The sequence below is a fragment of the Elizabethkingia argenteiflava genome, from assembly GCF_009904105.1.
Classification (GTDB): Bacteria; Bacteroidota; Bacteroidia; order Flavobacteriales; family Weeksellaceae; genus Elizabethkingia; species Elizabethkingia argenteiflava.
Window position 1 is genome coordinate 1 of sequence record NZ_JAAABJ010000507.1, and the last position, 25,558, is coordinate 25,558.

At 36.4% G+C, this 25,558-nt stretch carries 24 protein-coding genes; 13 read left to right on the plus strand and 11 right to left on the minus strand.

Features of this window, described 5'->3' with window-relative positions; all coding sequences use genetic code 11:
• From GNY06_RS06720 to GNY06_RS06745, 6 genes are all read left to right on the plus strand, one after another.
• Positions 1-289: T6SS effector amidase Tae4 family protein (locus tag GNY06_RS06720; protein ID WP_212995093.1), on the plus strand; the 289-nt coding region annotated here is incomplete at its 5' end.
• Positions 290-957: 668 nt separating this feature from the next.
• Positions 958-3,771: a DNA polymerase I gene (gene polA, locus GNY06_RS06725; RefSeq protein ID WP_166519349.1), complete on the plus strand. Its 2,814-nt coding sequence runs from the start codon at positions 958-960 to the stop codon at positions 3,769-3,771.
• A 21-nt stretch (positions 3,772-3,792) separates the two neighbouring features.
• Positions 3,793-4,635: a glycosyltransferase family 2 protein gene (locus GNY06_RS06730; protein ID WP_166519350.1), complete on the plus strand. Its 843-nt coding sequence runs from the start codon at positions 3,793-3,795 to the stop codon at positions 4,633-4,635.
• A 130-nt stretch (positions 4,636-4,765) separates the two neighbouring features.
• Positions 4,766-5,803 (plus strand): long-chain fatty acid--CoA ligase, encoded by a 1,038-nt coding sequence (locus GNY06_RS06735; RefSeq protein WP_166519351.1) that lies wholly within the window; start codon positions 4,766-4,768, stop codon positions 5,801-5,803.
• Positions 5,804-5,877: 74 nt separating this feature from the next.
• Positions 5,878-6,699, plus strand: a complete 822-nt coding sequence (locus GNY06_RS06740) for an FkbM family methyltransferase (protein WP_166519352.1) — start codon at positions 5,878-5,880, stop codon at positions 6,697-6,699.
• Positions 6,671-8,164, plus strand: coding sequence for a lipopolysaccharide biosynthesis protein (locus tag GNY06_RS06745; RefSeq protein ID WP_166519353.1), 1,494 nt, complete (start codon positions 6,671-6,673; stop codon positions 8,162-8,164). The genes GNY06_RS06740 and GNY06_RS06745 overlap by 29 nt, the downstream gene beginning before the upstream one ends.
• Positions 8,165-8,235: 71 nt before the next feature.
• On the opposite strand, the gene GNY06_RS06750 is transcribed toward GNY06_RS06745, so the two are convergent.
• Positions 8,236-9,183, minus strand: a complete 948-nt coding sequence (locus GNY06_RS06750; RefSeq protein ID WP_166519354.1) for a glycerophosphodiester phosphodiesterase family protein — start codon at positions 9,181-9,183, stop codon at positions 8,236-8,238.
• A gap of 154 nt (positions 9,184-9,337) precedes the next feature.
• Between GNY06_RS06750 and GNY06_RS06755 the strand changes: the two genes are divergently transcribed.
• From GNY06_RS06755 to obgE, 3 genes are all read left to right on the plus strand, one after another.
• Complete coding sequence (locus GNY06_RS06755; protein WP_166519355.1) at positions 9,338-9,895, plus strand: phosphoribosyltransferase; 558 nt, start codon at positions 9,338-9,340, stop codon at positions 9,893-9,895.
• Positions 9,896-9,922: 27 nt separating this feature from the next.
• Positions 9,923-10,504: an adenylate kinase gene (locus GNY06_RS06760; RefSeq protein WP_166519356.1), complete on the plus strand. Its 582-nt coding sequence runs from the start codon at positions 9,923-9,925 to the stop codon at positions 10,502-10,504.
• A 75-nt stretch (positions 10,505-10,579) separates the two neighbouring features.
• Complete coding sequence (gene obgE / locus GNY06_RS06765; RefSeq protein ID WP_166519357.1) at positions 10,580-11,563, plus strand: GTPase ObgE; 984 nt, start codon at positions 10,580-10,582, stop codon at positions 11,561-11,563.
• Between the two features lie 30 nt (positions 11,564-11,593).
• On the opposite strand, the gene GNY06_RS06770 is transcribed toward obgE, so the two are convergent.
• The 8 genes from GNY06_RS06770 to GNY06_RS06805 all read right to left on the minus strand — a co-directional run bounded on the left by GNY06_RS06770 (position 11,594) and on the right by GNY06_RS06805 (position 20,467).
• A complete protein-coding gene (locus tag GNY06_RS06770) occupies positions 11,594-12,358 on the minus strand; it encodes a TatD family hydrolase (protein ID WP_166519358.1) in 765 nt (254 codons plus the stop codon).
• A gap of 24 nt (positions 12,359-12,382) precedes the next feature.
• Positions 12,383-13,348 (minus strand): GSCFA domain-containing protein, encoded by a 966-nt coding sequence (locus GNY06_RS06775; RefSeq protein WP_166519359.1) that lies wholly within the window; start codon positions 13,346-13,348, stop codon positions 12,383-12,385.
• A gap of 4 nt (positions 13,349-13,352) precedes the next feature.
• Positions 13,353-14,324 carry a polyprenyl synthetase family protein gene (locus GNY06_RS06780; protein WP_166519360.1) on the minus strand — a complete coding sequence of 324 codons (972 nt, stop codon included), beginning with the start codon at positions 14,322-14,324 and terminating at the stop codon, positions 13,353-13,355.
• 98 nt (positions 14,325-14,422) lie between these two features.
• Positions 14,423-15,562 carry an inorganic phosphate transporter gene (locus GNY06_RS06785; RefSeq protein WP_166519361.1) on the minus strand — a complete coding sequence of 380 codons (1,140 nt, stop codon included), beginning with the start codon at positions 15,560-15,562 and terminating at the stop codon, positions 14,423-14,425.
• 15 nt (positions 15,563-15,577) lie between these two features.
• Complete coding sequence (locus GNY06_RS06790; RefSeq protein WP_166519362.1) at positions 15,578-16,216, minus strand: DUF47 domain-containing protein; 639 nt, start codon at positions 16,214-16,216, stop codon at positions 15,578-15,580.
• Between the two features lie 137 nt (positions 16,217-16,353).
• Positions 16,354-18,024: a DEAD/DEAH box helicase gene (locus GNY06_RS06795; protein WP_166519363.1), complete on the minus strand. Its 1,671-nt coding sequence runs from the start codon at positions 18,022-18,024 to the stop codon at positions 16,354-16,356.
• A gap of 110 nt (positions 18,025-18,134) precedes the next feature.
• On the minus strand, positions 18,135-18,653 hold the full coding sequence (locus GNY06_RS06800; RefSeq protein ID WP_166519364.1) for a TlpA family protein disulfide reductase: 519 nt from the start codon (positions 18,651-18,653) through the stop codon (positions 18,135-18,137).
• A gap of 215 nt (positions 18,654-18,868) precedes the next feature.
• Entirely contained in the window at positions 18,869-20,467 is a 1,599-nt protein-coding gene (locus tag GNY06_RS06805) for a peptide chain release factor 3 (RefSeq protein WP_166519365.1), read from the minus strand.
• Positions 20,468-20,575: 108 nt separating this feature from the next.
• Here GNY06_RS06805 and GNY06_RS06810 point away from each other — a divergent pair, with 108 nt between their 5' ends.
• From GNY06_RS06810 to GNY06_RS06825, 4 genes are read left to right on the plus strand one after another with little or no spacing between them, the layout of a single operon-like run.
• Positions 20,576-21,415, plus strand: a complete 840-nt coding sequence (locus GNY06_RS06810; RefSeq protein WP_166519366.1) for a CPBP family intramembrane glutamic endopeptidase — start codon at positions 20,576-20,578, stop codon at positions 21,413-21,415.
• A gap of 8 nt (positions 21,416-21,423) precedes the next feature.
• Complete coding sequence (gene rdgB / locus GNY06_RS06815; protein WP_166519367.1) at positions 21,424-21,990, plus strand: RdgB/HAM1 family non-canonical purine NTP pyrophosphatase; 567 nt, start codon at positions 21,424-21,426, stop codon at positions 21,988-21,990.
• A 31-nt stretch (positions 21,991-22,021) separates the two neighbouring features.
• Positions 22,022-22,936, plus strand: a complete 915-nt coding sequence (locus tag GNY06_RS06820) for a ribonuclease Z (RefSeq protein WP_166519368.1) — start codon at positions 22,022-22,024, stop codon at positions 22,934-22,936.
• Position 22,937: 1 nt separating this feature from the next.
• Positions 22,938-23,702 carry a TIGR02757 family protein gene (locus GNY06_RS06825; RefSeq protein WP_166519369.1) on the plus strand — a complete coding sequence of 255 codons (765 nt, stop codon included), beginning with the start codon at positions 22,938-22,940 and terminating at the stop codon, positions 23,700-23,702.
• A gap of 54 nt (positions 23,703-23,756) precedes the next feature.
• Here GNY06_RS06825 and GNY06_RS06830 read toward each other — a convergent pair whose 3' ends face one another.
• Both GNY06_RS06830 and rsmA read right to left on the minus strand, forming a co-directional pair.
• The gene (locus GNY06_RS06830) at positions 23,757-24,476 is read right to left on the minus strand and encodes a Bax inhibitor-1/YccA family protein (protein ID WP_166519370.1); all 720 of its coding nucleotides are present in this window, start codon (positions 24,474-24,476) and stop codon (positions 23,757-23,759) included.
• A gap of 233 nt (positions 24,477-24,709) precedes the next feature.
• Positions 24,710-25,477: a 16S rRNA (adenine(1518)-N(6)/adenine(1519)-N(6))-dimethyltransferase RsmA gene (gene rsmA / locus GNY06_RS06835; protein WP_166519371.1), complete on the minus strand. Its 768-nt coding sequence runs from the start codon at positions 25,475-25,477 to the stop codon at positions 24,710-24,712.
• Positions 25,478-25,558: the final 81 nt, after the last annotated feature.

The window sequence follows — 25,558 nt, forward strand, 5'->3', positions numbered from 1 at the left end:
AGCCCGCTGTTGGTTTGACCATAATCCAAGACATATTTTGCGGGCACAGGAGCTTGCGGACTGGATTTCAAAAAAATACACAATATTTGGAATAAAGAGAGTGTACAAAAGAAAAGATCACCCAAAGATGTCAAGTAGCGATTTTTGCGGAAAGAAAGGCATTGTTTTTATAAAAGATGGTTGGGGACCAACAGACCATATTGATTTATGGAACGGCTACAAAATGCAAGGTGGAACTTCTGGATTTTTAAGCAGAGGAGTAGAAATATGGTTTTGGCGATTATCGTGAAGTGGATGCCTGAGACGATGAGTACCCTTCAAATAAAGCGATACGGATAGTAAACTTGGTGTATTTAACATAATATTCAAACTTCTATTGAATCCTAAAAATTGAAGTAGAACCATGTAAGTAGCCTTTTTTATTTATTCTTTATTTTAGATATTTAGTTTTCTAGCCCATAGAAAGAATGATTTTTTTTCACAACAAACATATCCCTAATACTGCTTTTAAAGGGAAGCATTCCTTACAAGTCTCAATTAAGCGGTTTTAAATATGCATACAAGCTTAGTGATAAGAAGAAGCCTGTTTTCCGGACGTATTTTTTGTCTCTTATGTATAGCGCAGCGATATGTTTTATGCCAGAACATAGTTTAACTCTACCGGATAGAAGGTTAAACCTCAATTTCTACACCTTATTTTCTTTGCCCTTGCCAGGCCTGTTTACGGACGTATCAATCCAGTAAAGGTCTCGTTGTTGTACCAGCCTACAAAAAAGAATATTTTTATTAACCGTTTACGATGGATCTTTTGTTATTAATTTTTTTAGAATATCACCTATAAATCAGTTGTATATTGAAGGTCTTGGCCAGTATAATGGCATTATATATTTTCTGTATGCATGCCGACCCCTTTATGCTGATCCTTTATACCTAACAACTATTTCTTATCTTTGCGGTATGGATGTGACACAAGATAAAAGGCTCTTTCTGATTGATGCCTATGCGATGATTTTTAGAGGTTATTACGCTTTAATAAGAAGTCCTAGGTTGACCAGTAAAGGAATAAATACTTCAGCTATTTTTGGATTTACCAACTCTTTGATAGAATTAATCAAAAGAGAAAAGCCTACTCATCTTGCTGTTGTTTTTGACGTAGGAGGAAAGACACTTCGTCATGATGATTTTGAAGACTATAAGGCGAATCGCTCTGAGACGCCTGAGGCAATTAAAATTGCCATTCCCTACATCCATAGAATTTTGCAGGCCATGCACATTCCAATTTTGGGACTAGAAGGCTATGAAGCCGATGATATTATAGGGACCTTATCCCATAAGGCCGAAAAAGAAGGTTATTTTGTTTTTATGGTAACGCCTGATAAAGATTTTGGGCAGTTGGTGACACAGCGTGTGAAGATTTATAAGCCCGGACTTAAAGGCGGTGATATTGAAATTATAGGTGTTGAGGAGGTAAAGGAAAAATATCAAATCCAAGACCCTAAGCAAGTGATCGATTTCTTGGCTATGATGGGGGATAGCGTAGATAATATTCCAGGGCTAGAAGGTGTAGGTGAAAAAACCGCCAAAAAATTCCTACAGGAATATGGTAGTATTGAGAACTTGCTGACCAATACCGCGAACCTCAAAGGAAAACTAAAAGAGAAAGTAGAGGCAAGTGCCGAAAGAGGGTTGTTGTCTAAGAAGTTGGCAACCATCTTAACAGATGCTCCCATAGAATTTCATCAGGAAGAGTATGATGTAGATATTCCTGATTTTGAAAAGGTAAAAGAGATTTTTGAAGAGCTCGAATTCCGAAGGCTGTACGAAACCATGTATAGGGCTTTTGCATCTAAAACAGAAGGCGTACAGGAGGAAACTGCCAACCTAAAGAAAGTTTCGCCACAGGCGGAGCAACTCAGCTTATTTTCAGGTTTCGATTCGGTAGAGCCTGCTGTTTCCTCCAAAAAAGATATTAAGAGTACTGACCATCTTTATCAATATGTACATACCCCAAAAGCGCTTTCTATATTGGTGAAAAACCTACTGGAAAAGGCTGTGTTGGCTTTTGATACAGAGACCACTTCTTTAAATGAGCTTGAAGCAGAACTTATAGGTATTTCGTTTTCCTATAAGAAAGGTTTGGCTTATTATATTCCCATACCCGAAGATAAAGTCCAGGCAGCGGAGTTTTTACAGATAATGCGTCCAATTTTTGAAAAAGAAGAGCAGATTAAAATTGGACATAATCTAAAATTCGATTATAAAGTGCTCTACCAGCACGGAATTGAATTAAAGGGAAGGCTTTTTGATACCATGGTTGCACATTATTTACTCAGTCCAGATGGGCGTCACGGTATGGATTACCTCTCCGAGATGTATTTGGACTATAAACCTGTTCCTATTGAAACACTGATTGGGAAAAAAGGAAAGAAGCAAGTGAGCTTACGGGAGATCAATCTTGAACAACAAACCGCTTATGCTGCAGAAGATGCCGATGTAACCTATCAGTTATACCAATTATTTGCACCTCAGTTAAAAACAGAAAATCTAGAGAAACTTTTTGAAGACATTGAGCTGCCTTTGGTTAAGATATTAGCCCATATGGAAATTGCTGGAGTCGCTTTGGATAAAAATTGGTTGGCTCAGGAAAGTGTAGATTTAGAAAACGACTTACAAAATTTGGAGCAGGAAGTTTTCAAGCTTTGTGGTGAAGCATTTAATATGAATTCTCCACGTCAGTTGGGAGAGATTTTATTTGAAAAATTGAAGTTGGATCCTAAGGCAAAAAAAACAAAAACAGGACAGTATGCTACCTCGGAAGATATTTTGCAAAAATTAGCATCCAAACATGAGGTTATCAAGTATATACTGGAATACAGGCAGTTACAGAAGCTTAAATCCACTTATGTAGATGCCTTACCTGCACAGCTTAACAGTCGTGACCACAGAGTACATACCCATTTCTCTCAAACCACTGCAGCTACAGGGCGCTTATCCAGTGTAAACCCTAACCTGCAGAATATTCCGATTAGGACACTGCGTGGGCAACAGATTAGAGGTGCTTTTGTTGCTGGAGAAGGGCATAAACTTATTGCAGCCGATTATTCTCAGATAGAGTTGAGGTTGATTGCTGAAATTAGCGGTGAAAATAATATGTTGGAAGCTTTTGATCGCGGTGCAGATATTCATTCTTCTACTGCGGCCCGCTTGTTTAAAATTCCCATTGAAGAAGTTTCTAAAACGCAAAGGAGTCAGGCAAAAACCGTAAACTTTGGTATTATCTACGGGCAAGGAGCTTTTGCGTTGGCAGAGCAAACAGGTCTTTCTCGCACGGAAGCCAAAGCGATGATCGATACCTACTTTGAGACCTATCCTAGGCTTCGGGAATATATGGATGAACAGGTGAAGAAAGCCCGGGACTTAGGTTATGTGGAGACCATTATGGGGAGAAAACGGCATTTAATCGATATTAATTCCAATAATTTTGTGGTGAGAGGGCATGCTGAGCGAAATGCGGTTAATGCTCCGATACAGGGGAGTGCTGCTGATATTATCAAGTTAGCCATGATCAAAATCGATCAACAACTGAAAACTCAAAAACTTAAGACTAGAATGCTGTTGCAAGTACATGATGAATTGGTGTTTGAAGCCCCTCAGGAAGAGGTAAAGCGAGTATCCCAACTCATTAAAACCGAAATGGAGAGTGCTTACTCTACAAAAGTCCCGTTGGTGGTAGAAATAGGGGTGGGAGATAATTGGTTGGAAGCTCACTAAAATCAAAGCGGTCTATATATTATGAGGTTCTTAATTATTATTCCCTGCCATAATGAGGAAGAAAATATTCTCCCATGTTTAGACTCATTAGAAAAACAAAGTTTTCAGAATTTTGTATGCAGAATAGTAAACGACGGTTCTACTGATAGTACACAACAGAAAGTAGAAAATTTTATCGGTACCCATTCGAAATTTCGACTTCAAAATCTTCCTCCTTCAAAGCATCAACCGGGTGCAAAAGTCGTTCATACTTTTAATCAGGGCTTGGAGGCCCATTCCTTGGAGGATTTTGATGTGATATGTAAGTTTGATGCCGATATCGTATTTCCTTCGAACTATCTGCAAGAAGTAAATCAATGTTATGAAAGAAATCCTAAGGCGGGTATGGTATCTGGTTTAGTATATATTCAAAAAAAAGGAAAGTGGGAATTTGAAAACCTGTCTTCCAGGCGACATGTTCGGGGGCCTATAAAATCCTATAGGCTATCTTGCTTCAAAGATATAGGTGGACTCAGACCTGTTTTAGGTTGGGATAATATAGATGTGATGTTGGCGCAGATGCATACATGGCAGGTGCTTACACTTCCTGCATTATGGGTAAAGCACCTACGCCCTACGGCTTATAAATATAAAAATCAAAAGGCCCAAAAGTTAGGGCAGTATTTTTATAATATAGGCCTCAATTTTCCCTTGGCTCTAATGGCATCGGCTAAATCTTCATGGAGAAATAAATCTTTAACAGAGTTTATGATGAGCATAACTACTTTTCTGAAGCAGGACTCGGAAAGAAAACTCTCAGCCGAAGAAATTTCTTATATCAGAGCCTTGCGCTGGAAGAAGCTATTCCGAAGAAAAAATATTTAAAATCCATAAAAAATCTATCATATCACTGTAAATGAGCCTTATTCTTAAAGCTAAAAGGCTAAAAAAACAGCCAAATGATTTTAATAAAGGGCTTAATTTATTAATTTTGTGGTATTGAAATTAATCTGCATTGAAGAAAATAGCCTATATTGAATTAGACACCCATGCCGAACTTGCGGTTAATTTTATAGAGCTTACCAGAGATATTAATTTTTTACATATAGATTATTTCTTTTCTCGGAAAGTATCGGATAGAATTAATGAAGGCGGCAATAACATTTATATAGCAGAAGCTTCTGATCTTTTGAAAAAGCTCGAAGGGCGTAGGTATGATGCTATTATCATAGGGACTGCTCATCGGTATTTTAACGTTTTTGAAGAAGTGGCTAGAAATTATACCACTTTTATTATAGCCCATAATCTTAATTTTATAAAAGCATCTAAGACGGATCTTTTTAGAAGTATTTTTAAAAAAGACATGGCATACCGACTAAAACTTTGGTTTAAGGAGGGTTTGTTTAGGAAAGATAGACTTTATAGCCTAGCAAAGTTTCTGTTTGTAGTCGATGAAAACATGTATCCTCCCCACTATCCTTATCGCTTAGAATGGCTGCCACTGTTATATACCAAATATTCTTCTGTAAAAGCTGATCCGGAAAGAGTTGTTATCGCTGGAACGGTTGATCAGCATAGGCGTAATTATAGGCGTATTTTTAATAAAATTAAATATTTTAAAGGCAATTTTATTTTTACTTTTTTAGGAAGGGCTCAGGGGAAGGAGTTACATGCCCTACAGGATCTTTCACAAAGCCTCCCCAAGCATATAGAAATTGAGTATTATGATACGCGTGTTTCACGACAGGAATTTGAACAAAAAATACAGCAGGCAGGTGTTTTGTGGTGTCCTATACAGAAGGGAACCTCTTTTTTTAGTATTGCAGAAATCTATGGAAAAACAAAAATGTCTGGTAATATAGGGGATGCCATAAAATATGCCAAACCTGCGATCTTTCCTAGTAGCTATCTTACAGACTATTCTTTTATTTTTAAAGAAAGAAGAGACATAGAAAAACAAATTTCAGATCTTAAGAACAAAATATACGACTTCGATAGCTTTAAAAAAGAGCTGGTTAAAAGAAAATTGGGAGAATTGCTGCGCAATCTCTAATTCTTATATAAGCTTCCTCTAAAAAAGGTGAAAATAAAATAAAATTCGATTATATTTGTTGATATTTCCTAAAAATGAGTTTATACGGTCAGCTTGCAGAAAATTTAATGTATATCTCACCTTCGTTTTATAAGCAGAGGTTCTTCAAGAAATTAAAAAATGTCAATATAGAAAATGCCCTTGAAAGAGGCATTGAACCTGAGTTAGTATGGATTAAGAATTTTTTACCTAAGGACGCTGTTTTCTTTGATGTAGGAGCCAATGTAGGAGCCTATATCTATATATTAGAGAATCATCTAAAACCAGAAAATATATATGCTTTTGAGCCTAATCCTCAGTTGTTTAAGCGATTGAAGAAGCTGTTTCCTAAAGTGAATATATTACCGTATGCTTTATCCAATAAGAATGCCAAGTCCCGGTTGAAAATACCGATAATTAAAGGTCGCAAAGTAATGGCCAGAGGAACTTTAAAAATTCGTCTAAAAGAAAAGGGAGAAGAAAAAGCCATTCTGCAGACGGTTATTGTAAAGCGATTAGATGATTGGGCAGAGCAAAATGTGATCGATCGTATAGATTTTATTAAAATAGATGTAGAAGGTAATGAAACTTACACTGTAGATGGAATGATAGATATTATCTTACGCATGAAACCCGTCTTAATGATAGAAATAGAACAGCGACATCATACTAGACCTATATGGGATTATATTTGTTATTTTGAGCGTTATGGCTATGACGTTTATTACTTGGATCGAAAAAAGCATATACTTATGCCGCTCACGCAGAACATACTAAAGCAGCAATCTGAAGCTAATGAAAAAGATAAGCAGAAGTATATCAACAATATAATATTTCTACCCAAAAGTAATGAGTGTAGTAGCAAGACAAAGTTTTAAATATTCAATTATAGGATATTTCGGTTTTTTATTAGGAACAGTTTCTGCCTTTTTTGTGTTTCCTTATGATATGGAATTCTATGGTAAGCTCAGGTATATTCTATCTGCTGCAGAAGTGGTGTTACCCTTTATTGTTTTCGGGCTATCTTACGCCAATGTTAAATTCTTTTTGCAGGCCCAGAAGGAAAATAAACACCAGAATTTATTAAGTCTCTCCCTTTTGATGATCTTAATGAATTTTATATTGTTTTTAGTGATTTTATTCTTAGCGAATTTTATTAATCAAGATTTAAAAAATTGGGGAATTTTTAAAGATTTTTGGAATTATAAATCTGTTATTATTCCTCTGGTCTTAATTTTGGCAATCAGCCAAGTATACAACCGGTATATATCCAATTACAAACGTATAGTCATTCCCAATATATTTGAAAATGTCTTTCCTAAAATTGCTAATTTGGGCGCGTTTATCTTATTTTTTTTTATGGGCTTGCCTGAGAAGCCGTCGCTGTTGTTTTTTATACTAGTCTTAGGAATCGCCTTACTGGGGTATCATCTCTATTTAAATAAGCTAGAACCCTTAAGACCCGATTTTTCATTTGCCTATATTAAAAAAGGTCATTTTTGGAAGGAGGTGCTCAATTATGGTTTCTATGGCTTTTTAGGCAATATAGGAAATTATCTCTCTTTTAGAATAGCAGGAGTGATGATTCCCGGCTATTTAGATTTTAAAGACAATGGGGTATATGGAATTATTATCGCCATTACCTCTATTTTAACAGTGCCTCAGATGGGTTTGTATAATATTGCGGCGCCTATTGTGAACAAACAGCTGGAAAACAAAGATATGCAAGCGCTGAACAGTTTTTACCGCAAAACCTCACTTTCCTTATTATTTCTGGGCCTGGTCTTATTTTCTTGTGTATTAGTAGGATATAACTACCTTACCGATTTGATGAAAAACGGCAGCGCTCTAAAAGATGCGACTCCTGTTTTATGGATTACAGGAATAGGCTTGATGTTTGAGTTGGCTACAGGTTTTAATGGGCAGATTATATCCATGTCACGATACTATCGTTATAATATAGTAGTGACCTTATTTTTAGCTATTTTAAATGTGGGGCTTAATTTTTATTTTCTAAAATATACCAATTTAGGTCTTTCAGGAGTCGCTTTAGCCACTACCTTATCATTGGTACTCTATAATATGGTAAAAGTATTATTTAATTATAGGAAGTTTGGAGTACAGCCTTTTTCATGGGCCATGTTTTTTGCCCTATTGTTGTGCGGTTTTGCAATATGCTTAGTGAACCTTTTACCCGATTCAGCATACAGTCTTTTGAATCTCTTTTATAAGCCCTTGGGTGTGCTTTTGATCGTTGGCATAGGTAATTACTATATTAAAATTCTTCCCACAAATTCCTATTTAAATAAAGATTTTTTACGAAGTATTTTTAAATTTAAATAGGAGTTTGGAATGCTTTTTATTTGAAAATGCAAATAATGAGTCTTGAGCCTTCAGTATAGTATCTGCGGTTACTATTCAAAAATATGAGGATCATCACTGATGACTCCATCTACACCCCATGATTTTAACTCAAGGTAACGTTTTTTGTCGTTGACAGTCCACGGAATGATTTTCATTCCTAAAGCATGGCATTCTTTTATTAAGGCTGGGGTAACCAAGGTGTGATCCGGGCTATAAATATTCGGTGTAAAACTTAAATATTTAAGATCTCCCTTTATACCATTTTGATGACGTGGATATTGTTCAAATTTATTTGGGGAAACTGTTTTAAACAAAGCTCTTTGTTCGGCGATGCTTTTATCGTCTGCCTTTTCCACCAATAATGCGGTAGCGATTTTGGGGTATTTAATATGAATGATTTCCAGTGTGCGTGGATCAAAAGACTGAATAATGACACGATTTTGAATGCCCTTTTCAAGGATAATCTTCATCATTAAACGAACGAATTCCCTAGGTGCAGGATGTAAAACTCCATCTGAATAGGGCATAGTTTTGGTTTCTATATTGTAAAAAGGCAGGGGGCGGTTCAATTTGCGAGCGTAGTGTTCACAGCTATCTATAACTGTAGACAGTAGGGGTTTGTTTACTTTTATTTTCTTTTGTTTCGGGAAGTTAGGATAGTTTTTCAAGCCAACGTCAAACCTGCGAATTTCGGCATAAGTCATACGGTAGATTTTATAATAAAATGTGGAGTCCTGCGGAATATAGCTGCCGTCTGGTTTTGTGGTGAAGAGAGCCGAGAAAAAGGGGTCATGCGAAAGAATTACTTTTTTATCTTTAGTGATAGCCAAATCCATTTCCAATGTTTTTACACCCATTCTTAAGGCGTTTTTCATGGCGGGTATGGTATTCTCGGGATAGAGAGATCTGCCCCCTCTGTGGGCTTGGGTATCAAATTTTTGTGCACTTAAGCTACTGGCGAATATAAAGTAGCATCCTAGGAGATATAAGCTTTTCATATTAAAAAAAATAGTTTTAGCGAAGTTAAAATTAAGCTGTACATTTGATGCTAAATATATGTTACATTTTTTTAAATAGGCAATGAGATACTTTTAATACCAAAAAGTAAAGAAAAAAGTATGAAAAAACGTATCTTTGCGTTTTCAAAATTTTATGGAGAGTATAAAGCTTCACGATAAAATATTCGTGCCGTATCTGAAGGATGAAGAATTACAAGAAATTGTAAAAAATGTAGCCCTTAAGATTTATGAAGATTATAAAGATGAGGTGCCTGTGTTTGTAGGGGTTCTCAACGGTGTTATTATGTTCTTTTCAGATTTACTAAAGCACTATCCTGGAAATTGTGAGATCGCTTTTCTGCAAATGAGTTCCTATATAGGAACAAAGTCTACGGGCATTGTTTACAAGAAAATGGACTTGACAAAAGAGGTGAAGGATCGCCATATTATCTTAGTTGAGGATATTGTAGATACAGGGAATACCATAGAGTCGCTATTTGAATATTTTCAGAATACCCAGAGACCTAAATCCGTAAAATTAGCCAGCCTTTTTCTAAAACCTGAGATTTATACAAAAGACTTCAAAATAGATTATATAGGGAAAGAAATCCCAAATAAATTTGTATTGGGGTACGGGTTAGATTATGATGAATTGGGGCGTAATTTTAAAGATCTTTACCAGTTAGAGGAAGGAAAAATTAATGATAAATAAAAAAGAAATCTAATTAAAGAGTAAAAAATGATTAATCTTGTATTATTTGGTCCTCCGGGGAGTGGTAAAGGTACCCAAGCTCAGAAGTTAATAGAGAAATATAATCTGAAGCAAGTATCTACAGGTGATTTATTCCGATATAATATAAAAAACAATACAGAATTAGGAGAATTAGCTAAGACCTATATTGATAGAGGGCAATTGGTTCCGGATCAGGTAACCATTAATATGCTAATCAATGAGTTGAAGGTACCAACCTCAACAAATGGATTTATTTTTGATGGCTTTCCTAGAACAGCAGGACAGACCGAGGCGCTAGAGCATATTGTAGAAGAGCAACTTAATCGTCCTATAGATTTATGTCTTTCGTTGGTGGTAGATGACGAGATTTTGGTAGAGCGTATCTTAAAAAGAGGAGAAACCAGCGGGAGAACTGATGATAGCAATGAAGAGATTATTAGAAATCGCATTCAAGAGTATTACGCAAAAACCGCAGAAGTAGCCGAATTGTATAAAAAGCAAGGCAAATATGTAGAGATAAGCGGTGTGGGTGAAATTGAAGATATTTCACAGAAACTCTTTACAGAAGTTGATAAAATTATAAATTAAAGAAAGTCTATCAGGTGGGAGGGTCGCTTAATATGCACTCTACACTCATAGCTTTAGAACATAGAGTATTCCAGTATGTCCAATTTTGTAGATTACGTTAAAATTCATTGTCAATCTGGTCATGGAGGTGCAGGATCCGCACACCTTCGGAGAGAAAAATATATTCCCAAAGGAGGACCTGATGGGGGGGATGGTGGACGTGGAGGCCACGTAATTATGAAGGGGAATGCACAGGAGTGGACCTTATTACCGCTCCGTTACACACGTCATATAAAAGCACAGCGAGGCGAAAATGGCGGAAAAAGCCAATTGACAGGTGCAGATGGAGAAGATGTATACTTGGAGGTTCCAATTGGGACCATTGCCAAAAATGAAGAAGGAGAGATCATTGGTGAGATTCTTGAAGATGGGCAGGAGATTATTTTGATGCGTGGGGGCAAAGGTGGCTTAGGGAATGAACATTTTAAATCTGCTACCAACCAGACGCCTAGATATGCTCAGCCCGGTCTGCCTGGTGAAGAAGGTTATATCGTATTTGAATTGAAGGTACTCGCCGATGTAGGTTTAGTAGGCTTCCCGAATGCGGGAAAGTCCACACTTTTATCATCGGTGTCGGCAGCTAAACCTAAAATTGCCAACTATGCCTTTACCACTTTAACGCCCAATTTAGGTATTGTCAATTATAGAAATTATAAGTCCTTTGTTATGGCAGATATTCCCGGTATTATAGAGGGAGCTGCTGAGGGTAAAGGCTTAGGTCATCGTTTTTTAAGGCATATTGAGCGCAATGCTATTCTTTTATTTTTAATCCCAGCCGATTCAGAAGATCATGTTCAGGAGCTTAAGATACTGGAGAAAGAACTTAAAGAATATAATCCAGAGCTTCTGGATAAGGATTTTATTATTTCTGTTTCTAAATCCGATCTATTGGATGAGGAACTTAAGAATGAGATCAGAGCTGAATTTCCTGAAGACCGACAACCACTATTTTTCTCAGGTGTTACTGGAGAAGGCCTTATAGAATTAAAAGATGCTATATGGACACGATTACACGGATAAAAAATAAAAGCTGCTGAAAGGCAGCTTTTTTTATTTATGAAATATATTGAGGGCTGTGCGAGTGGTAATACTTTCGATTTCTTGATAACTCTTTTTATAAATATCTACTAATTTGTCTAAGACTAATCCCATATAAGCGCTTTCGTTTCTCTTGCCTCGATGGGGGACAGGAGCTAGATAAGGAGAATCGGTTTCCAGTACGATTTTTTCCAGTGGAATTTCATGTATAAAATGGTCTATTTTTCCATTCTTAAATGTTAGCACACCTCCTATTCCTAAAACAAAACCTAGCTTTATAGCGTGAAGAGCTTGATCTTTATTTCCGGAAAAACAATGCAAGATTCCCCTTAGTTTAGGATGTTTCTTTTTTTCCAGGACTTCAAAAGTCTGCTCAAAGCTTTCTCTTGTATGAATGACTATGGGTAGATCTTTTTCAATCGCCCAGTCGATTTGTTGTTCAAAAGCCTGCATTTGGAGTTCTAAAGTAGAGGTGTCCCAATAGAGATCTATTCCGATTTCCCCGATAGCACAAAAGGGTCTTGTATCAATATGTTTTTTCACTAAATCCATTTCATATTGCCATGTTTCGGCTTTTACACTACAAGGGTGCAAACCCATCATGGAGAAAATATGATGAGGGTATTTCGCTTCTAAATTGAGCATTTTATCATGGGTTTCCGAGTCTATAGCCGGAAGATAAAACCTTTCAACGCCTGCCTTTTGAGCGCGGGTGATTACCTCATCAATGTCATCGTCAAATTGTTCCGAATACAGGTGGGTGTGGGTATCGATCATGTTAGGGTATTGATTCTATATGATTTATTTTTGCTGATTTTTAAAAATTTTATGTCTTACTTTGCATTGCTGTAAACTTATTCTTTCTTGGAGCTTTGCATTGAATAGTTTGGTTTCTTCAGAATGAGGGTCGAAAGGCCGGTGGGAAAGGGCTCGATTAATTTTAAGATTTTCGTTAATAAAGGCCAGAGTTTCTGGTTCAATATAGGCATGAGAAAATTTCTCCCATATATATTGTATAGCTTGGCTATTAGGATGAATGAGATCTTCTTTATAAAATCGGTAGTCCCGAAGGTCATCCATCAGAATTTCGTAAATGGGAAGGTATTCACAGAAACTATAATTTTCTACAACTTCATGTATGGTATTGATGAGTCTAGATTTGCTTCTCTGATTTTCAACTATTCCATCTTTGGTGTGTCTAACTGGGCTGATGCTAAATAAAATCTGTATCGGATGGGATGCTATATCTTTTAAGATGGCCAGGCTTTCAGATAGGGCCTGTATAATTTCAGTATGAGATAGCAATCTTTTACGAAAATATTGTTGGGGGATTTTATGGCAATTGGCAACAATTTTATTGTGTTTTGTAAATTCGTATACCCAGGAGGTCCCATAGGTAATAATAACCCAGCGTGTATCCCGCAGGAATTCTACCGTTTCATTGAGAGCACTGTTAATTCTTTCCAGGCTTTTATGGAGATATCGATCGTCAAATTGAGAATGATGATCGAGACTCATATACTTACTTTGATAGTAGATCAAATCCTCTTCTTTGTATTCTTTGCCCTGGTGTATTTTTTTTAATGCGGTATGGATGGCTACCGGATGAAAAAGTGTTCCAAAAGGATTGTTAAGGGTCTGTAACTCACCCAAAGCAAAAATGGAAGCTATTTCTGTAGCGAAGCAACTTCCAATACTGAAAATACGATCTTTAGCCTGAATTTTTTGCTTGCTTTCGGCAAGTTGTATTTCAGTTCTGAACATCATGCTATTAAGAATCTCTTTTTAAAAGATAGTTAGTGAGTGCTATGAAAGGTTGCTTTTTCTCTATTGGCAAGTCTATTTTTTTTAGATAGTTTTGACCTTTCTCGTTATGCCTGTGGATAAGACGTTGTACCTTTTCATCCACTTTTATTCTTCGAAATATTTTTTCTACGCCATATATTTTATCAATATTATCAGTTTTTTTCGAATACCAGAAATTCAGTTCCTTTTGCTCTTCCTCGTTGGCGAATTTTAAAGCGATGAGGTATAAAATAGTTTTTTTATTTTCAAAAATATCACCAGCATGTTTTTTACCAAATTGTTCCTGTTTACCAAATACATCTAGGTAATCATCCATAATTTGAAAGGCGATACCTGTATGTAGCCCAAAGTTGTAAAGAAGCTGTGCTTGTTCTTCGGAGGTACCGGCTATTAAAGCTCCTATTTTAAGTGCCGCCGCACTTAAGACACCTGTTTTATAGGTGATCATGAGCATATAATCGCGATAAGAAACATTGGCCCTGCTCTCAAAATTCATGTCCATTTGTTGTCCTTCACACAGTAGAGCTCCCGTTTCAGAAAATATTTGAATACATTTTTTAAATAACTCAGGTTCTAAGTCTTCAAAAAACTGATAAGCTTTAATCATCAGAGCATCACCAGATAGAATGCCGGTGTTAATACCGTGTAAAGTATGGATAGTCGGTTGGTTGCGGCGGAGAGGGGCCTCATCCATAATATCGTCATGAATCAGTGTGAAATTATGGAAAAATTCAATAGCTAGGGCAGGCTTAAGAACTTTTTTCATATCGCCACCAAAAATATCACAAGCCATAAGCACCATCATCGGACGCAAGCGCTTCCCCCCATGAGAGATAATATAATTGATGGGTTCGTATAGCTCCGAAGGGCCGTTAGTGAATTTATACTGTTCTATGGCTTGGGAAACCATAGTTTGATATTGGTCAAAAATCTTCATATTACAAAAATAATATTTTTAGTTTTCATTTGGAGTATTTATGGCATATAAAAAAACTATCCTGAAGAGGATAGTTTTTAATGTTTTTTTATCTGTATTTAAAATAGCGATATCAGGCTATAAATAAAGGCGGCAATAATAGCACTAATAGGAATGGTTAGGGTCCAGGCCCAGAGTAAACTTACTGTGATACCCCAGCGCACAGCCGAAACACGCTTTGTAAGCCCCACACCGATGATAGAACCCGTAATAGTATGGGTAGTAGATACCGGAATACCGAAATGATCGGTAATAAAAAGGGTAATCGCACCGGCTGTTTCAGCACTCACGCCCTCCAGAGGGGTTACTTTGGTAATTTTAGTACCCATGGTTTTAATAATTTTCCAGCCGCCACTCATGGTGCCCAGTCCAATCGCAAGGAAGGAGACTAAAGGTACCCAGAGATAGTGTTCAGTAAAAAAACTAAAACGATCAGAAGAGGCTAAATCTACATATACGGGGTCTTGTAACATATTTACATGATAATAGATAAAGGCGGCTCCTATAATCCCCATCACCTTTTGAGCATCGTTTAGACCATGTCCTAAGCTAAATAAAGCAGAGGAGATCAACTGCAGTCTTTTGAAAGCTTTATCCGCTTTGTGTGGATTGCTCCTTTTATAAAGATGAATTATAATCAGGGTAATCAGGATCGAAATAAACATCCCGATAAAGGGAGCCATAAAGATGAAAAGAAAAATAGGAATCACTTTATCAAATTTAACCACGTTTTGCCCCCATAGCTGGTCAAAGCTTTTGAATATACTATCAAAAAAGCTGATATCAGGGTAACCATAGGTTATATGCTGGTAGTTGATCATAAATGCATGGGTAAGTGCCGCACCTAAAAAACCTCCGATCAGTGTATGAGAGGAGGAGGAGGGGATACCAAACCACCAGGTCAACAAATTCCAGGCAATAGCGGCCAAAAGTCCAGAAAAGATCACTTCCAGGCTAATAAAGTTTTCATTGACCGTCTTAGCAATGGTATTGCCAATTTTAAAGTCCTTAATAATATATGCGGCCACAAAAAACGCCGCGAAATTCCACAGCGCTGCCCATAATACGGCTTGAAAAGGGGTTAAGACTTTTGTTGAGACAATCGTCGCAATTGAGTTGGCCGCGTCGTGAAATCCATTGATATAATCGAAGATTAACGCTAAAGCAATAATAACAATTAATAAAATCGGAAAATCCATTTTGTATTTATTAGTTTAAGCGTATTTGATCAGAATGTTTTCAATAGCATTGGCCACATCTTCAGCTTTGTCTGTAACAATTTCAAGATAGTTTAAAACGGAGGAAACTTTAATAATATTAATAGCATCATGGGTTTCAAACAATTCGGCCATAGAGTTGGATAATAAATCATCCGCAATGTTCTCTATAGAATTTATTTTGATACAAGCTTCCTTTACCTGTTTCATATTTTTGAAACCTTTCATGTTTTGAAAGGCATGTTGAATTTCAACACAGGCTTTTTGAATAAGTAAAGAAAACTCGGTATAAGCTTTCTGTTGAGGAGATTTATACAAGTAGATGTATTTTGCAGAAGAGTAAATATAATCTGCAATATCATCCAGCCCACTGGCCAATTCATGAATATCTTCACGATCAAAAGGGGTGATGAAGTTTTTTCCCAGCTCTACAAAAATTTCATGCGTGATTTCGTCATTTTTATGCTCGTAATCACTCATTTTCTTAAGCATGGAATCATCATTTAAATCAAAATCTTGTAAGCCCTGGTTAAAGTCGTTCGACATGGCTACTAGATTTTCTGTTACTTTTTCGAAGAGGACGAAGAATATTTTGTCCTTTGGCTGAAATACTTGGAAAATATTACCAATTCCCATTATAATAATCTTTAAATTTTGTACAAATATCGGGAAAAGGCTTTGGTATTATCAAGCAGAAATGTTAAATTTTATTAACATTAAAAAACACCACCCTAAGGTGGTGTTTATGAGTACTTAAACTAAAGTTAATTAACTTAATTAGCGACTTCAAGGCGCATATCCCGACCTTTAAATTTCTTATTGTTAATATTACTTAACACTTCATTTTTAAAGCTCTTTTCTACTTCAAAAAAGGTGAATTTTTCTAAGATTTCGATATCGCCGATATCTGCTTTTTTTCCAGGTTTTTTAGTGGATTGGTTAATGATATCCAATACATCTACCTTTTTTAGATCATCTCTTTTTCCGAGATTGAAGAAAAATCGCACCATATCTTCATTTTTGCGTCTTATTTTACGCTCTCTACCCCTGTCTCTATCTCTATCTCTATCTCGGGTGCGTTCTCGTCTGTTTCCTCTATCTCTTTCCACCTCTCCTTTGCTGAATTTTTGCTCTGCAAGATCATTGCGGTTTTCATAATACAAGGCTAAATCACGCAGCTGGAACTGTAGTAACTTTCCTACCAGCTCTTCTTTTGTAAAGTTAGAGAGATCAGGAATAAGAGACTCATCAAACTCAAAGTAATTTTCATGCTCTGAAAATAATTTTTCAAAAACACCGCCCACTTGAGCTTTGATAATATCTTTTCCGGTTGGAATTTTCTTTTCAAAGATTTCTATTTTACTTTGACTCTTGATTTGTTTTAGCTTGCGGCCTTCTTCCGGTTTTATTAAGGCGATAGAAATACCATCGCGTCCTGCTCGACCAGTTCTTCCACTTCGGTGTACGAAAACCTCCGGATCGTCAGGGAGCGAATAATGGATAACGTGGGTCAAAGAGTCCACATCCAGCCCCCTTGCCGCTACGTCTGTTGCTACTAATACATCAATATTCCTCATGCGGAACTTTTTCATTACCGTATCGCGCTGTGCTTGCGATAAATCGCCGTGAAGAGCATCGGCCGCGTATCCGTTTTGCATTAGAAAGTCAGCCACTTCTTGCGTTTCCATACGGGTACGACAGAAGATAATAGAATATTGGTTCGGATTATAATCGATTAGCCTTTTTAAAGCTTCTTTTTTCTGGCGATAACCCACTACATAGTATTCGTGTTTGATATTCTTTTTGACTTCATTGATGGAGCCTACAGAAATTCTATGAGGATTGGTTAAATAGTTTTTAGAGATACGCTCCACTTCTTTACTCATCGTAGCAGAGAAAAGTAAGGTTTGTTTGGTATCTGGTGTTTCGCTAATAATGGTTTCCAAATCATCCTTAAAACCCATGGATAGCATTTCATCGGCTTCATCCAATACCAGCCAGTGGATATTAGAAAAATCAAGCGATTTACGATTAATCAGGTCGATAACCCGCCCTGGAGTTCCGATGATTACCTGAGGCTTTTCCCGGAGTGCTCTTATTTGATCATTAATGCTGCTCCCACCATATACTGCAACGGACTTAATGTTGGGAAGATATTTGGAATAGTTCTTAATGTCTTTGGCTATTTGTAAACATAACTCACGGGTAGGACACAAAACTAAAAATTGTATTTTTCGGCTGGAATCATCTATCATATCTAGGATAGGAAGGGAAAATGCAGCCGTTTTTCCAGTTCCAGTTTGGGCCAGAGCAATGAGATCTCTAATATCAGATGATATGAAGGGGATGGTTTGCTTTTGTATTTCAGTTGGGCTTTCGTAGCCTAGTTCACCAATAGCCTTCAGAATATCAGGACTTAAATTGGTTTCGGTAAATAAATTCATTAATTAAAAATAATATGCTGCAAAGATACAATTTTTAACTTAACTTTTTTTATCCAAATAAAAAAGCCTGCATATTTATCGAAGAAGAAATCAATGATGCAACTTCACCATTATTTTTGAGTGAGTCTGTCTAATGTTCTTTGGAGTTCCGGATCATCAGGAGTAATCGCATAATAGTGGGCAATATCGGTTTTTTGATCGATGACTAAATAACGAGGGATCCAATTCAGATCGATATAGTTGTTGAACTTATTTTTCCAACCTTCGGAAAACCAGTAGTTCTCTTTTCCTTTCATATTGAATTTTTCAAGGCTCCGAGCAAAGTTTTCTTTAGTGCGGTCTAATGAAAAGAAAAGAAAATGAATATTTGGGTTCCTGGTCTCTAATTCTTTTGCTTTGGGGAAGGCCTTAATACAATCTTGGCACCAGCCCGCCCAAATATCGAGTACAATAATTTTTCCTTTATGTTTATTCAAAACTTGCCCAATGGAAAGTATCTTCCCCTCTGGAGTCACGATCTTCTGAGCCAGCGCTTCTTTTGAAAATTTTGTTTTTAATATTCTAGGTGATTCTTGGGCATAGCATAAATAGCAAGCAATAATCAGAAATAGTGCAAATGCTTTTTTCATAAGGAAGTATATTTCTAACAAAACTAGATAAAAAAATCTAAGATAGAGTATAGAAATCTAAATAATATTTATAAATAAATATAGATTTAAGGAATGGTAAAGCCAGAGACTGGTAAAATATGGAAGTCTCTTCAATGTCTAAATAAATCTGATCTTAAGTGGTTTAATCAAGATAATCCCAGCCTTTCCATCTGAGATTATCTTTAATTTATTTTTTAATTTTGAGGGGTAAACTCGCTAATGAAGTGTAGTTTTATATTCGGAAATTTTTCCTGATTCATTGTAATGGTAAAGGAAGAATCTGCTAAGAAAACCAATCGATTATATTTGTCGCGGGCTAAAAATCTTTGTTTTAGTTTGGCAAACTCCTTGAATTCTTCCGATTTTTCATCAGCTTCTACCCAGCATGCTTTGTGTATATTAATAGTTTCATAGGAGCATTTGGCTCCATATTCGTGTTCCAAACGATACTGAATGACCTCATATTGTAGGGCTCCTACTGTACCGATAATTTTTCTGCCATTCATCTCCATAGTGAAGAGTTGAGCCACCCCTTCATCCATCAGCTGTTCTATGCCTTTTGTTAATTGTTTTGCCTTTAGGGGATCTTCATTATTGATAAAACGAAAGTGCTCCGGAGAGAAGGAAGGAATCCCTTGGAAGTTGATGATTTCTCCAGTCGTCAAAGTATCGCCAATACGGAAGTTTCCGGTATCGTGTAGACCTACGATATCACCTGGATAACTTTCGTCTACGATTTCTTTTTTATCTGCAAAAAAAGCATTTGGTGAGGAAAATTTCATCTTTTTATTTTCTCTTACCAATAGGTAATTTTCATTTCGCTTAAAAGTTCCCGAGACAATTTTTACAAAGGCCAGTCGATCGCGGTGTTTGGGGTCCATATTGGCATGGATTTTAAAAACAAAACCAGTGAACTTTTCCTCTTCAGGTTTTACCAATCGCTTATCACTTTCTTTAGGTTGTGGCATAGGAGCGATGTCAATAAATGCATCAAGCAGTTCCCTGACACCAAAATTGTTGAGGGCTGATCCAAAAAACACAGGCTGTAATTTCCCTTGTATATAGGCTTCGCGGTCAAAGTCAGGGTATACAGAGGAGGTTAATTCTATTTCATCACGAAGTATAGCTGCAGCTTGATCTCCAATAAGTTCATCGACTTTACTGTCCTGAATATTGTCGATTTTAAGAGCATTCCCTACTTTTTGTTTCTTCTCTTCCAGGAAAAGCTGGATGTTATTTTCCCAAATATTATAAATTCCTTGAAATTCTGCTCCCATGCCTATAGGCCATGAAAGAGGGGTAACCCTTAATCCTAATTTCTGTTCTACCTCATCCAATAAGTCGAAGGCATCCTTACCTTCTCGATCTAGTTTATTGATAAAAACCAATATAGGAATGTTACGCATCCGGCAAACTTTTACCAGTTTTTCAGTTTGTTCCTCAACCCCTTTAGCAACGTCTATAACTACAATTACACTGTCGACAGCTGTTAACGTGCGATAGGTATCTTCACCAAAATCCTTATGTCCGGGCGTATCGAGTATATTAATCTTATGATTTTTATATTCAAAAGCCAATACGGAAGTCGCCACCGAAATTCCTCTTTGGCGTTCAATTTCCATAAAATCGGAAGTCGCTCCTTTTTTTATTTTATTACTCTTTACTGCGCCAGCCTCTTGAATAGCACCTCCGAAAAGTAGTAATTTTTCTGTTAGTGTGGTTTTCCCTGCATCTGGATGGGAGATAATACCGAAGGTTTTACGTTTTTGTATTTCGTGTAGTAAGTTTGACATGTTGAGTTTTATGAGGGCAAAAATCGGGATTTTTTATGAAGTTATCAAATCTACAAGATATGCCGTGTGGGCCGCAGCTATTTATTATCTTTGCTCTTAAAATATCGTATGGAAGAATATTTACACCCGGGCAGGGAATATTTATTGAGTTGGAGAGGTGCTGTTTTGTTAATAAGCGTTTTTCTTTTCATGCAATTGGGCATGCTTCAGGTTTGGGAATTTGTCCAAGGCTTTATCTCCTCTGTAGAGATTATAAAGATGACAGTTTTCTTTATGATGGTTTCTTATGTTTTAACTTTCCTGGGGTGTATATTTGCTTTTGATCAATTTATTGTAAAGCCTACTACTGGCAGCCGATTGAATTTTAATATGAAATCTGTGCCGACCTCGACTTATTTCATTGTGTTTCCACTTATGCTCGGTGGAATCTTTATTGTGGAATATCTAACAGGGCTAATTCCCACCACGGGCAAATTTTTTGGACCTTGGTATGAACAGTTTCAGATGCTATTTAAGCAAATGTCCTGGGAACCAATGGCGCTATTTTTGATGACTAGTTTTTTTGCACCCGTTTTGGAAGAAATTATTTTTAGAGGGATTATTCAGAAGGGAATGATAAATAAAGGAGTGTCGCCTGCAAAATCTATTTTTATTTCTGCTGTTATTTTTGGTCTTGTTCACGCGAATCCTTGGCAATTTTTAGGGGCATTACTAATAGGATTAATTTTCGGTTATGTGTACTTTAAGACGAAAACTTTGTTACTTCCTATTCTTTTGCATGCTTTTAATAACTTTCTATCTTCCATGCTTATGCTCTATACTTCGGAAGAATCTTTAGCCACTTTTTTTAAGATATCCGAAATCTATTTACTTCTTATAGGAGTGGTCATCATTTCCTTTTTCGGATACCTGTTTATATATAAAAATAAGATTCATTATAAAGATTAATGTGTAAGATGGAAATTTTAGTAGCGACTCATAACGAACACAAAAAAGCAGAAATTCAGCAAATTTTACCCGATTACAGAATAACCAGTCTTAGCGACTATCAGCTATTTGATGAAATAATAGAAAATGGGCAAACTTTTCAAGAAAATGCAAAAATAAAAGCACAGTATTGTTTTCAAAAAACAGGAAAACCCAGTCTTGGGGATGATAGTGGTTTGGTAGTACCCGCTTTGGGGGGGAGACCTGGGATTTATTCCGCAAGATATGCAGGTGATCATGATTTTAAAGCTAATATAAAAAAAGTATTGGAAGAAATGCAGGGAAATGCAGAGCGCAGTGCATACTTTATTACGGTATTATGTTTGATTTCAGAAGATCAGGAACGCTATTTTGAGGGCCGTGTATATGGAAAGTTGGCTCATGAAGTAAGTGGAGAAAAGGGATTTGGCTATGATCCTATTTTCATTCCGGAGCATCATAACCTCACCTTTGCAGAGATGAAAACTACGGAAAAAAATAAAATTAGCCATAGAGCCCATGCACTACGGCAATTTTTGGAATATTTAAAAGCATAAATGTATATTTGTTATAAATTAAGTTTAAATTTTGGGGGCATATCTTACAATTTTAGGGTATAATTCAGCAATTCCGACCATTAGATCTTCACCAACCGCTCAACTTTTAGAAATGAGCGAACGCTATTTTCTTATTGATTGTGGCGAAGGAACCCAGGTACAGCTGAGAAAAGCGAAAGCAAAATTTTCTAAAATTAACCATATTTTTATTTCGCATTTGCATGGAGATCATTGTTTTGGCTTACCGGGTTTAATCGCTTCATTACGTTTATTAGGGAGAACTCAGGATTTATATGTATATGGGCCAAAGGGAATAAAAAAAATGTTGGAAACCATCTTTAGTATAACCGAGACTCAGCGTGGTTTTAAAGTGGTATATTATGAGCTGGATGGAATAGGGTCCGAGTGTATATACGAAGATAACAAGTTAGAAGTGTGGACAATTCCTTTAGATCACAGAATTTATTGCAATGGTTATCTTTTTAAAGAAAAACAAAAAGATCGACGACTGAATATTGCTGAAATTGAAAAATATACTGAAATTGATACTTGTGATTATCATAAGCTGAAGCGGGGAGAAGACTTTATTCTTTCCGATGGATATACCTTGAAAAATGAAATATTAACAAACGATCCAGAGCCACCCGTTTCATATGCTTTTTGTTCGGATACCCGGTATAAAGAGAATATCATTCCTATTATTCAAGAGGTGGATGTACTGTATCACGAAGCTACTTTTTTGCATGATTTAAAAGAAATGGCCGATTATACAGGACATACTACAGCACAGGAAGCGGCTATTATAGCCAGAAATGCCAATGTTAAAAAACTTATTCTCGGACATTTTTCCAACCGGTATACCGATCTAAATGTATTTATAGATGAGGCTAGAAAATATTTCCCCAATACTTATTTACCCATTAGCTTAGAGCCCATTAAAATATAAAATGACAGAAAAAGAAATTTTCGACTTCTTAGATGAGAAGGCTGATGCGTTTAATCAGGCTGAGTATATTGAGAGCGATCCCCTTCAAATTCCCCATCAATATTCAAGAAAGCAGGATGTTGAAATCTCTGGATTTCTAGCGGCCACTATTGCTTGGGGGAATAGAAAAAGCATTGTAGCTAATGCTTATAAGATGATGCATTTTATGGGGGAATCTCCTTATGATTTTGTGATGAGTGCTAAAGAAACCCACTTTAAAGGGATTGAGAATAAAGCTATTCACAGAACTTTTAATGCTGAGGATTTTAAACAGTTTGTTTTTAATTTACAGCGTCTATACCAACAGCAGGAATCTTTAGCTTTTTTCTTACAGCCGAGAGAGGAAGAAACTAACTTTTATCATGCTTTGGAAAGATTCCGGACGGCATTTTTAGTAGCTAAACCCCACCGATGCTATAAGCACGTGAGTAGCACCTATAAAAATTCTGCAGCAAAACGGCTGATGATGTATTTACGATGGATGGTGCGATATGATAAGCGCGGGGTAGATTTGGGAATATGGAAGCATTTGGATCAACGAAAGCTATCGTGTCCTTTGGATGTCCATTCTGGAAATATAGCGCGATATCTTGGGATATTAAATAGAAAACAAAATGATTGGAAGGCTGTAGAAGAGCTGGATCTGAAGTTACGACAATATAAACCACAGGATCCAGCGCTTTATGATTTTGCACTTTTTGGATTGGGTGTCACGAAAGCATTGTGAAGGAAAAAGAGACCACAGTGTAGTCTCTTTTTTAGCCAATATTAACTTTAATGATCACTTTTTTCCTCCTCCAAATAATCTTAAAAGGAACAAAAATAAATTGATGAAATCTAGGTAAAGGGTTAAAGCTCCCATAATAGCTATCCTTCCGAGTAGGGACTCCTGTCCACCTACTTCTAAAAAGTAGTTTTTGATTTTTTGGGTATCATAGGCAATTAATCCCACGAATACAGCTACTCCCACATAGGTGGTAATCCAATATACCAGAGGACTTTTCAAAAATAAATTTACCACAGAAGCAATAATGAGCCCTACCAATAGCATGATTAAAATTTTACCGATTTTGGTGAGGTCCGACTTGGTAACATATCCATATACACTCATTACAGCAAAGGTTCCAGCTGTAATAAAGAAGGTCGATGCAATAGAAGAAAAGGTATAAATTAAAAAAATAAGGGAAAGGGTTAATCCGTTTAATATGGCATATCCCATAAATAGCAGTATGGAAAGTGCAGATGACATTTTGGTAATTCTGGCAGATAACCAAATCACAAGACCAAATTCTGCAATAATTAAGCCGTAGAAGAGAGGCTTATTGGAGATCATACTAGTGATAAGCAATTCGTTTCCTGCCACTAAGTAAGCTACAAGACCTGTAACGAGTAAAGCTAATGCCATCCATCCGTATACCCCAGCCATGTATTTTGCTTGACTAGCCTTTAATTCTTCAGGAACTACCTGAATAACATTGGTTTCATAAGTGTTTTGTCTCATCTTTTAATTTTGAATTACTAGCAAATATAGCAATTATGTTATAATAAAAAAAATCATCCTTCTCAGAAGCTAAATTTTTATATAGGCGTTAGATTATATTTATTATTATTTCTGAATTTTTTTAAAAAAATTCAGAAAACAAGGAGAGGACTATACGGGATTAGGTGGTTAATACATCAGCAGTTAATAGGAAAGAATCTTTTTAAGTTTATATAAAGCTTAAGATGTTCTTTTTAAGAAGGTAACTTCCACATCTTTGTAAGATGGATAAAATCAGCTACACTGAGCTCCTCTGCTCTTTTATTGAGAAACTCATGATCGGCTAGATGGATAGGAATTCCTATAGATTTTAAAGCATTTCTAAGTGTTTTGCGGCGTTGGTTAAATCCAGTTTTTACAAGTTGCTTAAAAAGTACTTCATTGCCTATTAATCCTTCTTTCGGATTGCGAAGAAGACTGATGACTCCGGATTTTACCTTTGGGGGAGGGTTAAAAACGTTTTCGTGAACCGTAAACAGATATTGAACGTCGTAATAAGCCTGTACCATCACCGATAAAATGCCATAGTCTTTGGTGCGGGGTACAGCAGCTGTACGCTCAGCTACCTCTTTTTGGAACATTCCTGTCATTTCTGGAATATGTGTGTAATGATCAATAACCTTAAATAAAATTTGGGAGGATATATTATAAGGGAAATTTCCGATTACGGCTATCTGTTGACTGAAGAGACTTTGAACATCCAATTTTAAAAAGTCACTCAAAATATGGTCTTTTAATTGAGGATAGTGTAACTTAAGATAAGAGACGGATTCATGGTCAATTTCAGCAACAAATACCTCTTGTTTTTTTTCTAATAAATATTTGGTCAATACCCCCATACCTGGACCGACCTCCAATACCAATTCATATCCTTTTCCGGATAAACCATTTGCAATTTTGGAGGCTATATTTTCATCCGTTAAAAAATGCTGACCAAGATGTTTTTTTGCTGTTACTTTCAATTGATTTATGTCTTAATTTAATATTCAATTTTTGCTTTATCTGGTGCAAATTTCGGAAGTTTTTTTTACTTTAGCAGAAAA